Here is a 14,405-nt window from a genome sequence, read left to right on the forward strand (position 1 = left end):
GGGGCGTTGGTCGCTGGGGTGCGCCGGGGCGAGGAGCTGCGTCGCGACACCGTAGACTCGCGGGTTGCAGCGTCCACCAAGGCAGCGTCCACAGAAGACACGCCGCTGTTTCGCCGTGCCCGAGGAGAGACTCCGATTAGCAGCTTCGCCGACAAGACGTTCACCGATCCCAGCAAGATCAGGAACTTCTGCATCATCGCGCACATCGACCACGGGAAATCGACCCTGGCCGACCGTATGCTGCAACTCACCGGAGTGGTCGAGGAGCGGGCCATGCGCGCCCAGTACCTGGACCGCATGGATATCGAGCGGGAACGCGGCATCACCATCAAGGCGCAGAACGTGCGGCTGCCGTGGCAGGTCGACGGGGTGGACTACGTCCTGCACCTGATCGACACCCCCGGCCACGTCGACTTCACCTACGAGGTGTCGCGCGCGCTGGAAGCCTGCGAGGGCGCGATCCTGCTGGTCGACGCCGCGCAGGGCATCGAGGCGCAGACGCTGGCCAACCTGTACCTGGCGCTCGAGAAGGACCTGACCATCATTCCGGTCCTCAACAAGATCGACCTCCCGGCCGCCGACCCGGACCGCTACGCCGCCGAGATCGCGCACATCGTGGGCTGCGAGCCCGAGGACGTGCTGCGGGTCTCCGGCAAGACCGGCGTCGGCGTGGCCGAACTGCTCAACGAGGCGGTCCGCGTGGTCCCGGCACCCGTCGGTGACGCCGACGCGCCCGCGCGCGCCATGATCTTCGACTCGGTGTACGACACCTACCGCGGCGTCGTCACCTACGTGCGTGTGGTGGACGGCAAGCTCACCCCGCGCCAGAAGATCAAGATGATGTCCACCGGCGCGACCCACGAACTGCTCGAGATCGGCATCGTGTCGCCCGAACCCAAGCCCACCCAGGGCCTGGGCGTCGGCGAGGTCGGCTACCTCATCACCGGTGTGAAGGACGTGCGGCAGTCCAAGGTCGGTGACACCATCACCAGCGCCCGCGACGGCGCGACCGAGGCGCTGACCGGATACCGCGAGCCGCGGCCCATGGTCTACTCCGGCCTCTACCCCGTCGACGGTTCGGACTACCCGAACCTGCGCGACGCCCTCGACAAGCTCCAGCTCAACGACGCGGCGCTCACCTATGTGCCGGAAACGTCTGTGGCCCTTGGCTTCGGCTTCCGCTGCGGCTTCCTCGGACTGCTGCACATGGAGATCACCCGTGAGCGCCTGGAGCGTGAGTTCGGGCTCGACCTGATCTCCACCGCACCCAACGTGATCTACCGCGTCGTCATGGAGGACGCCACCGAGCACGTCGTCACCAACCCGTCGTTCTGGCCCGAGGGCAAGGTCCGCCAGATCTTCGAGCCGATCACCAAGTGCACCGTGATCGCGCCGAGCGAATTCATCGGCACCATCATGGAGCTGTGCCAGTCGCGTCGCGGTGAACTGCTCGGCATGGACTATCTGTCGGAGACCCGCGTGGAGATGCGGTACACGCTGCCCATGGCGGAGATCATCTTCGACTTCTTCGACTCGCTGAAGTCGCGCACCCGCGGCTACGCCTCCCTCGATTACGAGGAGGTCGGCGAACAGCAGTCCGAGCTGGTCAAGGTCGACATCCTGCTGCAGGGCGAGGCCGTCGACGCGTTCTCGGCCATCGTGCACAAGGACGCCGCCCAGGCCTACGGCAACAAGATGACCGTCAAGCTGCGCGAGCTCATCCCGCGTCAGCAGTTCGAGGTGCCGATCCAGGCCGCCATCGGCTCCAGAGTCATTGCGCGCGAGAACATTCGGGCGATCCGCAAGGACGTGCTGGCCAAGTGCTACGGCGGTGACATCAGCCGTAAGCGCAAGCTGCTCGAGAAGCAGAAGGAAGGCAAGAAGCGGATGAAGACCATCGGCCGCGTCGAGGTCCCGCAGGAAGCCTTCGTGGCCGCGCTGTCGACGGACTCGGGCACCGAAAAAAAGAAGTAGGACGAACTCTTCGGGTTCCCGTGCCCCGCTGCCTGTGGCAGCGGGGCACGGTGCTGAATAGGGGAGGGTCGGTGTAGCCGACGTCGACTGCGGGCGGGTCCGCTCTGGTCGGGTGGGTGGTGTGTTCGGGGTGGTGGGGTTAGAGTTCGAGCTTCGCGGTGGGGCGTCCGGCCGGTCGGGCGCGGGGTTCGTTATGCAGGCGGAAAATGGGGCTTCCGTCCTGATATGCCGGGTGTCAAGCTATGTGACGCACCTTTGTGCACACTGCCGCCTACCTGGTGGATGTGACAGACCGGTTATCCGGAAATAGGGTGTGAAATGAGTTTGGTTCGCGCGACCGTGAACAACGGCCGCGCGAAGCCCTGAGAGCGGAGCCTGTATGACACGTGATCTGCCCTTCGACGACTCCGATGCCGACGAGACCAGCGGAGACGCCGCGTATCGCGTTGCCAACGGTGTCGCGCGCGTAGCGCGGGCAGGGGCGTATGTCACCGGCGGCGCGCTCATCGCAGGCAGCGCCAACCGTGGCGGCAACGCTCCCGCGATCACCCACGACAGCAAGAATGTCGGCTGGTCGCAGAACGATCCGCAGCCGGACGTGCCCAGCCCCACCGTCACCTTCCCCGATCTCACCGAAGCGACGCCGCAGCACTTCAGCGCACCGGGCATCTCGCCGGTCGGCGCGCCGCTGTTCGGTCCCGGCGCCGACTGGCACGGCACCGACGCGGGCATGTTCCCCAACTCCTACGACGGTGGACCGCAGCACGATTCGCCGTCCGGCTTCCAGGGCATCGGCCTGCCCGACACCACCGCCCCCGTGCTGTCGAACCACTACGGGCCGCAACCCGGCTGGGGACTCCCGCTCGACACCGACGACGCGCAGCCCGCACCCGGTCAGCCGTCCGTGCCCGCTCCCGCGCCGGACCCGCAGTTCAGCATCCCCACCGCGCCCGACGGCACCGGCGTGCCCGGCTTCCACCTGCCCGGCCTCGACGGCTTCCATCTGCCCGGTCTGGGTGGCGGGCTGCCGGGTGGCGGCTTCGGTTCCGGCGTGGACCTGTCCAACCTGAACCACAACTTCTTCGACGGCGTCGGCGCGGGCCACGGGTTCGGGCCGGAGGCGGGCCACGGATTCGATCCGGGCGCGGTCGACTCGGGCGGCACCGGTCTGTTCGTCGGGACCAGCTGGTCGGCCGACGCGCATATCGGCCTGGACGGCGTGTGGTTCCACTCCAACCTCTCGGTGAACGTCGCCGCCGGTCATGTCGGCAATGAGCTCGATGCCTACAACCAGCAACTGGGACAAGGGATCTCGCATATTCCGGGCCCGCCCGCGCCGAGCACCGGTAACCCGATCTCGCTGGATCCCAACGGGCATGCCGCTGCCGGCCCGGCGGGCAATGCCGTTGGCGCAGAAGGCTTGCCGGGTGCCATGACGCTGCCCGGCGCACCGGGCGCGACCGGTGCTCCGGCGGGTACCTCGGGTTCGCCCGCGGGCGCGTCCGGGTCTCCGGTCGGTGGCGCGGCGTCGCCGGTGAGCGGTCTGCCCTCGCCGGTCGGTACCGCCGCACCGACTTTGGGCGCCGTTCCCACGACCGCGGTTGCGCCGGTGTCGATCTCGCCGGTTGTCGCCGCCGTGGCTCCGCCCAGTATTCCCGCGCCCGTCGCCCCCGTCGCGGTGGCGCAGCCGGTGGTGGCCACGCCGTTGCAGACCACCATTCAGCCCGATGCCGCCAACCAGCCGATCGCGAACCTGCTGTCCACGCACGGTGGTCCCTCGCCGCTGACCGTGCCCGCCGCGGCCGCGCCGGTGCTGTTCGACCACGCCCGGCAGCCCGCGCTGGCCACCGGTCACCCCAACCCGCCCGAGCACCCGACGCTGGTGGACAAGCCGCTGCCGTCGACCGCCATCCCGACCACGGCTCCGCAGATCAGCGTGCCGACCACCATCGCTCCGATGCCCACGCTCACCGTGGTGCCGACGGTGCCGCCGGTGAAGGTGCCGAACTCGGACACCGATCTCACCAAGGTCCCGGTGACCACCGTGCCCGGCACCACGGCCCCGGTGCCCACCACCCGGCCGCACACGCCGAGCGACGACGGCGACACCCACGGCGGTGTCACCATCGCCCCGCCGACCGACGAGACCGAGCCGACCCATCCGACCGTGCCCACGCATCAGCCGGACGTGCCCGTCCCCACGGTCGCGCCGACGCAGCCGGATCTGCCGCACGGCAACCAGCAGCCCACGGTTCCGCTGACGACCCAGCCGCCGGTGCCCGTCGCGCCGACGACGATCGTGCCGGTGCCGCAGGCCAGCCCGCCGCAGCAGGCGAAACCCATTGCCGATCACTATGATTCGAGCAACCACCTGCTGCCGATCACCGATGATTCGGCACTGCACCCGCTGCTGGCGCACGATGCCGGGCTGCTGCTGCACGACGGTGGTCTGATGCCGAGCCTGCTGCCGGATCACGGATTCGCCGATTCCCATACCCCCGTGCACATTTCGGGCGATCACATGCTGATGCTGTGACCGCGACGGATTCCCGGATCGTGGTGAAGAACCCGGATGCGATGGGTCCGCTGCTCGAGCTGCTCGACCAGCTGCTCGACCTGACCCATGCCGCCGGTCGCGCCGACCTGGCGGGCCGGCTGGGCATCGCGCGCGCTCGGATCGCCGATCCGCGGGTGCGCCTGGTGGTGGTGGGCGAATCCAAGAGCGGGATGAGCTCGCTGGTCAACAGCCTGGTCGGGGCCGCGGTCAGCGCCACCGACGGGCAGCCCAGCGTGCCGGTCATCGCCGAGTACGGCCCGCAGGCCACCGCGACGCTGGTGACCATGAACGCCGGCGGCGCCGCCGAGCGCACCTCGGTGGATCCGCAGCTGGCGGTGTCGGAACTGGTGTCGGGCAGCGTGATCCGCGCCGAATTCACCCAGCCCTCGCCGTTGCTGGCGGAGGGTTTCGTGGTGCTGGACGCGCCCGGTTCGCCCGCCGAGACCCCGGCCACCTGGTCGCTGATCGCCGCCGCCGACGCCGTGCTCTACGTGGCCGACGCGGCCGCGCCGTTCACCCCGGCGCAGATCGAACAGCTGCAGCGCATCCGGCAGGTCTGCCCGACGGTGATCTGCGTGCTCAACAAGATCGACCAGTACGGGCACTGGCCGCAGGTGCAGCAGCACGACCGGCGACTGCTCGACGAGGCCGGACTGGCCTTCGCGGTGGCCCCCGCCTCGGCGCGACTGCACGAGCACGCCGTCTCCACCGGCGATCAGCAGCTGGATCTGGAATCCGGTGTGCCGCAACTACTCGACCATCTGCGCGCCTACGTGCTGGGTCGCGCGGACGCGGTGGCCGCCGAGGCCGCGGTCCGCGATGTCCGGCTCATCACCGACCATCTGGGGCTGGCGCTGCGCAGTGAGGCGGAGACGCTGCGGGATCCGCGCCGCTACACCGTGATCACCGAGCAGCTGCGCCGCACCCGCGAGGACGCCGAGCAACTGCGTCAGCGCAGCGCCAACTGGCAGGTCACCCTCGCCGACGGCGCGGCCGAGCTGATGGCCGACACCGAACACGATCTGCGGCACCGGCTGCGCAGCCTGATCCGCGACGCCGAGGCCGACATCATGAAGCGCGATCCGGCCCGGCGCTGGACGGAGTTCGGCGCGGAGCTGGACGCCAAGATCTGTGAGGCGGTGGAGGAGAACTTCGTCATCGCCCACTACCGTTCGGTCGAGCTGGCCGAGCAGGTGGCGGCCAAGTTCCCCGACAGCGGCATCCCGACGCCCGATCTGAAGCTGGACAACCCGGGCGATGTCGGCGAGGTGCTGGAGCCGGTGACCGCGCTCGACTCGCTCGACAGCGCGAAAGTCAGTGTCACACAACAGGCTTTGAGCGCCCTGCGCGGTTCCTACGGCGGCATCCTGATGGTCGGTCTGGCGACCAGCCTGCTGGGCATGTCGCTGGTCAACTGGTACTCCGGTGGCGCGGGTCTGCTGCTGGGCGTGAACGCGCTGTGGGACGACCGCCGCATGCGGCGGCAGCGTCGTCAGGCCGAGGGCAAGGTGGCGGTCGGTCGCCTGATGGACGATGTGATCTTCCAGGTGAGCAAGGAGTCCCGCTACCGCCTGCGCGCGGTGCAGCGCAGCCTGCGTGACCATTTCACCGAGATCGCCACCGCCACACTGCGTTCGGTGGACGCGTCGCTGCGTGCCGCCGAGGATGCCGCCGCCGTGCACTCCGGTGCGGGCCGCGAGGCGCGTCTCACCGAGATCGAGCGCGCCCAGGTGCGGCTGCGCGATCTGCGTGAGCGGGCCGACGCCATCGGCGAGAACTCTTCGTACTGACGGGGTTTCGTCCCCGAACAAGCAATTCGCCGCCGCCCGCAGGTCCGGGCGGCGGCGAATTCTCTTGCGTCGGAACGGTGCTCAGCGACCGATGTGCGCCGGGTGGAAGTTTCCGGCCTGATGGTTCTCCTCCGCGCGGATCACGTGCATGACCGCGTTGATGAGCGCCAGGTGCGTGAACGCCTGCGGGAAGTTGCCCAGATGCCGTCCGGTGGTGGAGTCGATCTCCTCGGCGTAGAGCTTGAGCGGGCTGGCGAAGCCGAGCAGCCGCTCGCACAGCTGGCGGCCGCGCTGTAGTTCGCCGATCTCGACCAGTGCGGAGACCAGCCAGAACGAGCAGATGGTGAACGAGCCCTCCGCGCCGGACAGCCCGTCGTCGGTGGTGTCGGTGCGATAGCGCAGCACCAGGCCGTTCTCGGTGAGATCGTCGGCGATGGCGAGCACGGTGGCGCGCACCCGGTGGTCGGTGGGCGGCAGGAATCGCAGCAGCACCACCAGCAGCAGGGAGGCGTCGAGGGTGTCGCCGCCGTAGGTCTGGGTGAACACGCCCTCGGAGTTGACGCCGTGATCGAGGATGTCGGCGCGGATGTCGTCGGCGATCTCGTGCCACTTCTTGGCGTAGTCGTATTCCCCGTGCAGTTCGGCCAGGCGCGCACCACGATCCAGAGCGACCCAGCACATCACCTTGGAGGAGGTGAAGTGCTGTGGTTCGCCACGCACTTCCCAGATGCCGCGATCGGGGTTGCGCCAGTTGTCGATCGCGGCCTGCACCTGCCGTTCGAGCAAGGGCCACAACGTTTCCGGGACCTGCTGGCGCGATTTCACGTGCAGGTACACCGAATCCAGCAGGGTGCCCCAGATATCGTGCTGGTCCTGGTTGTAGGCCCCGTTGCCGATGCGCACGGGTTGCGCGCCGTCGTAGCCGGACAGGTGCGGCAGTTCGGATTCGGTGATCTCGCGTTCGCCGCCGATGCCGTAGAGCACCTGCAGCGGAACGGCTTTCCCGTTGCCGTCGCTGGCGACGTCGTGCAGGAAGGCGAAGAAGTCGTCGGCCTCACGGTCCAGGCCGAGCGTGTAGAGGCCCCACAGCGCGAAGCTGGAGTCGCGCACCCAGGTGTAGCGGTAGTCCCAATTGCGTTCGCCGCCGGGTGTTTCCGGCAGCGACGTGGTGGCGGCGGCGAGCAGCGCGCCGGTGGGCGCGTAGGTGAGGCCCTTGAGGGTGAGCGCGCTGCGCTGCAGATAGCCGCGCCACGGGTGATCGGGGAAGCGGCCCAGCGTGATCCACTGCCGCCAGCATTCGGTGGTCTGCCACATCTTCTGCGCGGCCTCCTCGAAGGTGCGCGGTGCGGGCAGATCCGACCAGGACAGCGCCACGAACGCCTCGTCGCCCTCCTTCATGCGGGTGCGGGTGCGGGCCTCCCGGCCCTCCAGGCCCAGTCGCAGGTTGGTGGTGATGGTGAGGGCCGGGCAGCCCTCGATCTCGGTGGTGGCGGTGGCCTGCTCGTAGACGTCGCCGCTGTAGACCCAGTTGGCCGCGCCGCGGTGGTAGTCGAAGGCGGGTTCGCAGCTCATCTCGAGTTCGACGACGCCGTTCACGCATTTCACGGTGCGCAACAGGATGTGTTCGGCGTCCCAGTCCATCGGGGTGCGCCGGTGGGTCCGACTGCGCGAGCGGTTGTTGTGCCAGGGGCCCATCACCAGGGCGTCGCGCACGATGATCCAGCCGGTCTCGGTCTGCCAGGTGGTTTCGACGATGAGCCCGCCGGGCAGGTAGCGGCGGGCGGCGGGCACCTTGCGGCCGTAGGGTCCGAGGCGGAAGTGCCCGGCGCTGCGGTCCAGCATGGATCCGAAGACGCTGGGAGAGTCCGGGCGCGGCACGCACATCCACTCCACCGAGCCGTCACGGGCGATCAGGCAGTTGGTCTCGCAGTCGGACAGGAAGGCGTAGTCGTCGATGGGCGGATACACCGATTTGTGGGTCCCGCCGCCGAGGGACGGCAGATAGTCGCCGGAGAGCTCGCTGTCGGCCTTGTCGACCGGACTGTCGTACAGGCCGGTGGGATCCTCGGTGAAATCCTCGGGACCGGTCCCGAGCGGGCGGTCGAATTTTTCCGGTTCGTCGTACGACTCCATGCCACCATGATCTGTCCGAACGGCCCGGATCGTCCACCATTGCGTGCGCGGCCTAGGCTGGTGTCGTGCATGCGATCGCTGGATGGTGGGATGGCGTCGAACTGTGGGTAGCCGGGCTGCCCTTCGTTCCCCAGTTCGCGGTGGTGCTGGCCGCCATGGTGCCGGTCTGCCTGGCCATCGCGTTCCTGCTCGACCGGACGCTGCGGGTAGCGCTGCGGGCGCTGGGCCGCGACCGGATGGTCGCCGCGGAGGTCGCCGCACCGGCCGCGCAGTCGCGCCGGGTGCGCAAGGAAGCCGCCTGATGCCGCGCTCACGGGTGCAGCTCGCCCTGATCGCGCTGCTGCTGCTGGTCCTCGTGGCCTGGTTGTTCACCCGCTGATTCGCGGAGTTCATCGGGGACGCGCGGGTTCGGTACCGCTGCGGCGAATTCTGGGCGTACTGTGCAGCACCATGTCAACCGATGAAGGCTTGGAACTGGAGACCCTGTTGTCCGAAGAGGACTTCGAGGACGATCCCCGGCTTATCGCCACGCACCTGTGCGGGCCCGACGAGGCGCTCGAGATGGTGAAGGCGGCGCAGCTGCTGGGCCTGGGCGTGCGCCTGAGCAACCGCATTCGCCCCGACGAGGAGGATGCCGAGTCGGCCACCGAGGAGTGGATCCTCGACATCCTGGAAACCCCGCCGGTCGTCGAAGGCGACGAGTAGCAGTTCCGTAGGTTCAGTCGTCCGATCCGCGAATTCTCTTGCCCAGCTTGGAGAATGTGTCGCTGACCTCCTGACCCACCGTGCTGACCGCGGCCCCGACATCGCGGCCGAGGTTGCGCACGGTGCGGATCAGGGGGTCCTCGGAGGAATCGAAGTTCTCCCGATAGCTGCGCGCCGCGTTCTTGACCTCGTCGCTGATCCGCACCGTGTGGTCCTGATCCCGGCGCGGGTACTGCCCGTCGAGCACCCGGTCGTATTCCCCGCTGGCGATCCAGCGCCGCAGTTCCGCGGCCCGCAGCACCGAGAACGGGTGCGTCTGCAGTTCCAGGTTCAGCAGTTTGAGCACCCCGTCGCGCAGGTCGCCCGCCCGGTCGTAGTCGTCGGCCTGGGCCAGGAACGCCGCGTGGCTCATCTCGTCCACGCGCGAGCCGCCCGCGAGCTTCATGTGCACCCGCACCGAGGCGTCCACGTCCTGGCCGACCAGCAGTCCGGCCCGGTCGCCGGAGAGTTCGGATTTGCGGCTCCACTCCATCAGCGCGGCCACGATCGCGCGTAATGCCCAGCCGCCCACCGGCATCCAGCCGATATTGGCGGCCAGCCGCATCAGGTGCATGAGCATGGTCCGGTAGACGGCGTGCCCGGACAGTGCGTGCCCGAGTTCGTGGCCGACCACGAAGCGCAGCTCCTCGTGGTCGAGCAGGTCCAGCAGCCCGGTGGTGAGGACGATGAACGGCCGGTCCATGCCGATGGTGAAGGCGTTCGCGCCGGGCGACTGCAGCACGAACATCTCGGGGGTGATCTGGCTGTCGAGGATGCGCACCGCGTCCGCGCGCAGGTGATGGATATCGCGGAACTGCTTGTCGTCCACCCGAACCGAGGTGGCGAGGTACATCAGCCGGTGCTGGCGTTCCTGCAGCAGACCCGACAGCGCCCGCAGCAGGGTGTCGAATCCGCTGAGCTGACGCAGGCCGACCAGGGCGGTGCGGTCGGCGGGGTGTTCCCAGGCTCGGGTGGAGATGCCCGGAAATTCCCGGCGCAGACGAGCGGGTGTGGTCATGGTTTTCCCCCATAGGTGATTGCTGACGTGGACTTTTTCGGTGATTAGTCCGGTTCTGTGACGCTCTGTTACAGTTTGCCCCGTGTCGTCGAGTGTTGTGCCCCAGGTCCGCCATGAATTGGCGTTGATCGCGGTGGGCTGCCTCGTGGTCGCTGACATTCACTGTCGCTGATCGCTGATCGGGCACTGCTGCACGTCTGAGTAGACTTGGCGCGCGTTATCTTTCGCAGTTCGTGTTCGTCCCCCCGGCGGCCTTCGGGCCGGAGCGCCACCGTCCCGAAAAATCTTCGTGACGGGTCTACGGCAGTTGCTGTTTCCGCCGGAATGACGTCCCCTCCGGCGGATCTTCTGAAAGGTCCACGCCGATGTCTTTCCGCCTCTCCCGCCGATCTACGTTCGCCGTCGCGCTCACCGCGGTGACCGCTGTCGTGCTCACCGCCTGCAGCGGTGGCTCGAGCGACACCAAGGACAGCGGCCCGGCCGCGAGCGGTGGCGGCACCGTCAACCTGTACGGCTACTCCGTCGCCAAGGCCGCCTACGACCAGGTGACCCCGGTCTTCAACAAGACCGACGCCGGTAAGGGCGTGCAGTTCCAGGCCTCCTACGGCCCGTCGGGCGATCAGTCCCGCAAGGTGAAGGACGGCGCGGACGCCGACTTCGTGAGCTTCTCCGTCGAGCCCGACATCACCCGCCTGGTGGATTCCGGCCAGATCGACCCGAGCTGGAACTCCGACGCCAACAAGGGTGTCCCGTTCGGTTCCGTGGTGGCCATCGCGGTCCGCAAGGGCAACCCGAAGGGCATCAAGACCTGGGACGACCTGCTCAAGCCGGGCATCGAGGTCGTCACCCCCAACCCGTTCTCCTCGGGTTCGGCCAAGTGGAACCTGTTGGCGCCGTACGCCGCCAAGAGCGAGGGTGGCAAGAACCCGCAGGCCGGGCTCGACTACCTGGGCCAGCTGCTGACCCACGTGCACGTGCAGCCCAAGTCGGGCCGTGAGGCCACCGACACCTTCCTGCAGGGCACCGGTGACGTGCTGATCAGCTACGAGAACGAGGCCATCTTCTCGGAGCGCAAGGGCGACCCGATCGAGCACTTCGTCCCGGACACCACCTTCCGCATCGACAACCCGGTCGCGGTGCTCAAGAACGCCAAGAACCTGAAGCAGGCCACCGCTTTCCGCGACTTCCTCTACACCGCCGACGGCCAGAAGGCGTTCGCGGACGCCGGTTTCCGTCCGGTCGACCCGAAGGTCGCCGCGAACTACAGCAAGGACTTCCCGACCCCGGCCAAGCTGTACACCATCAATGACCTGGGTGGCTGGAAGACCGTGGACAAGGACCTGTTCACCCCGAACACCGGTGCGGTCGCGCAGCTGTACGACAAGGCCACCAAGTAGTCGGGTGACCTGCGACACAAGCGATACTCAGACCTGTGAGTGACAGCATCTCGGACGCCGGGACCGGAGACGGTCCCGGCGTTTCGATAGACGACAAACCGCGCCAGCCGCCGCGCGCGAGCCGGGCCCGGTCCTGGCTGCGCGTGACCGGCTCGGTGGGTCCGCTCGGCATCGGTACCGCCGTGTTGTGGCTCAGCCTCATCGTGCTGCTGCCCTTGGCGGCGTTGACAGTGAAATCCTTCGAGAACGGCTGGTCCGGTTTCTGGGACGCGGTGACCGCGCCCTCGGCGCTGGATTCGCTGAAGGTGACCGTGCTGGTCTCGATCGTGGTCACGCTGATCAACGTGGTGATGGGCACCCTGGTGGCCTGGGTGCTGGTGCGAGACGAGTTCCCGGGCAAGGGTTTCGTGAACGCGCTGATCGATCTGCCGTTCGCGCTGCCCACCATCGTGGCCTCGATCGTGCTGCTGGCCCTCTACGGACCGGAGTCGCCGATCGGCATCCACCTCAATGCCACCCAGCCGGGTCTGGTGGTGGCGCTGGCGTTCGTGACGCTGCCGTTCGTGGTGCGTTCGGTGCAGCCGGTGCTGATCGAGGTGGACCGGGAGGTGGAGCAGGCGGCCGCGTCACTGGGCGCCGACAACTGGACCACCTTCCGCACCATCCTGTTGCCGACGCTGGGTCCGGCCATCATCAGCGGCGCGGGGCTCGCGTTCGCCCGCGCCATCGGTGAATACGGTTCGGTGGTGCTGATCGGTGGCGGCATCCCGAAGAAGACGCAGATGGCCTCGCAGTACATTCAGCAGCAGATCGAGGTGGATCGTCCGGTGAACGCGGCCGCGGTGTCGGTGGCGCTGCTGGTGATCTCGTTCCTGACCCTGCTGGTGCTGCGGATCTTCGCCGACCGCACCGCGCGCCGGGAACAGGAGTCACGATGAAACTCTCTGCGGGAACCCGGATTTCGCTGCGCACCATCGCGCTGGCGTACCTGTTCATCCTGTTGCTGCTGCCGCTGGGCATCATCCTGTGGCGCACCTTCGGGCAGGGGATCGGCGAGTTCTTCGATTCGATCAGCACGCCCGCGGCGCAGTCGGCGTTCCAGCTGACGATGCTGATCGTGGCGATCGTGGTACCGGTGAACGTCGTCTTCGGTGTCATGACGGCGCTGGCGCTGGTGCGCGGAAAGTTCCCCGGCCGCAACCTGCTTCAGGGTCTGGTGGATCTGCCGTTCGCGATTTCGCCTGTGGTGGTGGGTGTTTCGCTGATCCTGCTGTGGGGTGTGAACGGCTGGTTCGGCGGGCTGGAGCATCACGGCCTGAAGGTGATCTTCAATCTGCCGGGCATGGTGCTGGCCACCATCTTCGTGACGCTGCCGTTCGTGGTGCGCGAGGTGGAGCCGGTGCTGCACGAGATCGGCGACGATCAGGAGCAGGCCGCGGCCACCCTGGGCGCGTCCCGGTGGCAGACGTTCTGGCGGATCACGCTGCCCGCCATCCGCTGGGGCCTGACCTACGGCGTGGTGCTGACGGTGGCCCGCTCGCTGGGCGAGTTCGGCGCGGTGATCATGGTGTCCACGGGTCTGCCCGGTAAGTCGCAGACGCTGACGCTGCTCGTGAACGGGCGGTACGTGAACGACCACAACACCTTCGGCGCTTACTGCGCGGCGACCCTGCTGATGGGCATCGCCATCGTTGTACTCCTGTTGATGACCCTCCTCGAACGCAAACGGGGCACTGCCAAATGATCACCGTGACCAACGCGAACAAGCGCTACGGCACCTTCGCGGCCCTCGACGATGTCAGCCTGGACATTCCGTCCGGTGAGCTGACCGCGCTGCTGGGGCCGTCGGGTTCGGGCAAGTCCACGCTGCTGCGTTCGATCGCGGGTCTGGAGACCCTCGACAGCGGCATCGTCACCATCGCCGAGCGCGATGTCACCAATGTGTCGCCGCAGAAGCGCGATATCGGTTTCGTGTTCCAGCATTACGCGGCGTTCAAGCACATGACCGTGCGCGACAATGTGGCCTTCGGGTTGAAGATCCGCAAGCGGCCCAAGCCGGAGATCAAGAAGAAGGTCGACGACCTGCTCGAGATCGTCGGCCTGGACGGTTTCCAGCACCGTTATCCCGCACAGCTTTCCGGTGGTCAGCGCCAGCGCATGGCGCTGGCTCGCGCGCTCGCGGTGGATCCGCAGGTGCTGCTGCTGGACGAGCCGTTCGGCGCGCTGGACGCGAAGGTCCGTGCGGACCTGCGCACCTGGCTGCGCCGCCTGCACGAGGAGGTGCACGTCACCACCGTTCTGGTCACCCATGACCAGGAGGAGGCCCTCGACGTGGCCGACCGGATCGCGGTGATGAACAAGGGTCGCATCGAGCAGGTCGGCAGCCCGTCGGACGTGTACGACAAGCCCGCCAACGAGTTCGTGATGTCGTTCCTGGGCGCGGTCGCCAAGCTGAACGGACATTTGGTGCGCCCGCACGATATTCGCGTCGGCCGCGATCCGAGCATGGCGCTGGCCAAGCACGAGGGCACCGCGCAGTCCGCGGGTGTCACCCGGGCCACGGTGGAGCGCATCGTGCATCTGGGTTTCGAGGTTCGCGTCGAGCTCCGCAATGCCGCGACCGGTGACCTTTTCACCGCTCAGGTGACCCGAGGTGACGCCGAGGCGCTGCATCTGGCCGAGGGCGAGACCGTGTACGCGCGCGCCACCCGGATCCCGGAGCTGCCCGCCGTTTAGAAACGCCGTAGCGACACTCCGGTCCGGGGCCTGTGAAGTTGATCGAATGTTCACCC

The 14,405-nt window shown here is 67.9% G+C and carries 12 protein-coding genes; 10 read left to right on the forward strand and 2 right to left on the reverse strand.

All coding sequences use genetic code 11. The annotated features are described in order from the left end of the window. Positions 1-18 precede the first annotated feature (18 nt). From lepA to OG300_RS01035, 3 genes are all read left to right on the forward strand, one after another. Positions 19-1,974, forward strand: coding sequence for a translation elongation factor 4 (lepA, locus tag OG300_RS01025; protein ID WP_405498868.1), 1,956 nt, complete (start codon positions 19-21; stop codon positions 1,972-1,974). A 379-nt stretch (positions 1,975-2,353) separates the two neighbouring features. Next, positions 2,354-4,510, forward strand: coding sequence for a hypothetical protein (locus OG300_RS01030; protein ID WP_405491146.1), 2,157 nt, complete (start codon positions 2,354-2,356; stop codon positions 4,508-4,510). Then, positions 4,507-6,321, forward strand: a complete 1,815-nt coding sequence (locus tag OG300_RS01035; protein WP_405491148.1) for a hypothetical protein — start codon at positions 4,507-4,509, stop codon at positions 6,319-6,321. The genes OG300_RS01030 and OG300_RS01035 overlap by 4 nt, the downstream gene beginning before the upstream one ends. Before the next feature lie 81 nt (positions 6,322-6,402). Here OG300_RS01035 and OG300_RS01040 read toward each other — a convergent pair whose 3' ends face one another. Then, positions 6,403-8,454 (reverse strand): glycoside hydrolase family 15 protein, encoded by a 2,052-nt coding sequence (locus tag OG300_RS01040; protein ID WP_405491150.1) that lies wholly within the window; start codon positions 8,452-8,454, stop codon positions 6,403-6,405. A gap of 65 nt (positions 8,455-8,519) precedes the next feature. On the opposite strand from OG300_RS01040, the gene OG300_RS01045 reads away from it, so the two are divergent. Further along, entirely contained in the window at positions 8,520-8,756 is a 237-nt protein-coding gene (locus tag OG300_RS01045) for a hypothetical protein (RefSeq protein ID WP_405491152.1), read from the forward strand. Positions 8,757-8,904: 148 nt separating this feature from the next. Continuing rightward, complete coding sequence (locus tag OG300_RS01050) at positions 8,905-9,159, forward strand: hypothetical protein (RefSeq protein WP_405491154.1); 255 nt, start codon at positions 8,905-8,907, stop codon at positions 9,157-9,159. A gap of 13 nt (positions 9,160-9,172) precedes the next feature. Here the strand turns inward: OG300_RS01050 and OG300_RS01055 are convergent, their stop codons facing one another. Next, complete coding sequence (locus OG300_RS01055; protein WP_405491156.1) at positions 9,173-10,216, reverse strand: M48 family metallopeptidase; 1,044 nt, start codon at positions 10,214-10,216, stop codon at positions 9,173-9,175. An 82-nt stretch (positions 10,217-10,298) separates the two neighbouring features. On the opposite strand from OG300_RS01055, the gene OG300_RS01060 reads away from it, so the two are divergent. The 5 genes from OG300_RS01060 to OG300_RS01080 all read left to right on the forward strand — a co-directional run bounded on the left by OG300_RS01060 (position 10,299) and on the right by OG300_RS01080 (position 14,349). Continuing rightward, positions 10,299-10,388, forward strand: coding sequence for an Ms4533A family Cys-rich leader peptide (locus OG300_RS01060; RefSeq protein WP_324192512.1), 90 nt, complete (start codon positions 10,299-10,301; stop codon positions 10,386-10,388). Positions 10,389-10,581: 193 nt separating this feature from the next. Then, positions 10,582-11,613, forward strand: a complete 1,032-nt coding sequence (locus OG300_RS01065; RefSeq protein WP_405491159.1) for a sulfate ABC transporter substrate-binding protein — start codon at positions 10,582-10,584, stop codon at positions 11,611-11,613. A gap of 86 nt (positions 11,614-11,699) precedes the next feature. Further along, on the forward strand, positions 11,700-12,551 hold the full coding sequence (cysT, locus tag OG300_RS01070; RefSeq protein ID WP_405498869.1) for a sulfate ABC transporter permease subunit CysT: 852 nt from the start codon (positions 11,700-11,702) through the stop codon (positions 12,549-12,551). After that, positions 12,548-13,357 (forward strand): sulfate ABC transporter permease subunit CysW, encoded by an 810-nt coding sequence (gene cysW / locus OG300_RS01075; protein WP_405491161.1) that lies wholly within the window; start codon positions 12,548-12,550, stop codon positions 13,355-13,357. The genes cysT and cysW overlap by 4 nt, the downstream gene beginning before the upstream one ends. Next, positions 13,354-14,349 carry a sulfate/molybdate ABC transporter ATP-binding protein gene (locus tag OG300_RS01080; RefSeq protein ID WP_405491163.1) on the forward strand — a complete coding sequence of 332 codons (996 nt, stop codon included), beginning with the start codon at positions 13,354-13,356 and terminating at the stop codon, positions 14,347-14,349. Before cysW ends, OG300_RS01080 begins: the two co-directional genes overlap by 4 nt. The last annotated feature ends 56 nt before the right edge of the window (positions 14,350-14,405 follow it).

The organism is Nocardia sp. NBC_00511, assembly GCF_045161165.1.
GTDB lineage: Bacteria > Actinomycetota > Actinomycetes > Mycobacteriales > Mycobacteriaceae > Nocardia.

Excerpts from the sequence above, each read along its gene's own strand:
- OG300_RS01040 (WP_405491150.1), bottom strand. The coding sequence starts at position 8,454 with ATGGAGTCGTACGACGAACCGGAAAAATTCGACCGCCCGCTCGGGACC.
- OG300_RS01050 (WP_405491154.1), top strand. The coding sequence starts at position 8,905 with ATGTCAACCGATGAAGGCTTGGAACTGGAGACCCTGTTGTCCGAAGAG.
- OG300_RS01065 (WP_405491159.1), top strand. The coding sequence starts at position 10,582 with ATGTCTTTCCGCCTCTCCCGCCGATCTACGTTCGCCGTCGCGCTCACC.
- OG300_RS01030 (WP_405491146.1), top strand. The coding sequence starts at position 2,354 with ATGACACGTGATCTGCCCTTCGACGACTCCGATGCCGACGAGACCAGC.
- OG300_RS01055 (WP_405491156.1), bottom strand. The coding sequence starts at position 10,216 with ATGACCACACCCGCTCGTCTGCGCCGGGAATTTCCGGGCATCTCCACC.
- cysW (WP_405491161.1), top strand. The coding sequence starts at position 12,548 with ATGAAACTCTCTGCGGGAACCCGGATTTCGCTGCGCACCATCGCGCTG.
- OG300_RS01080 (WP_405491163.1), top strand. The coding sequence starts at position 13,354 with ATGATCACCGTGACCAACGCGAACAAGCGCTACGGCACCTTCGCGGCC.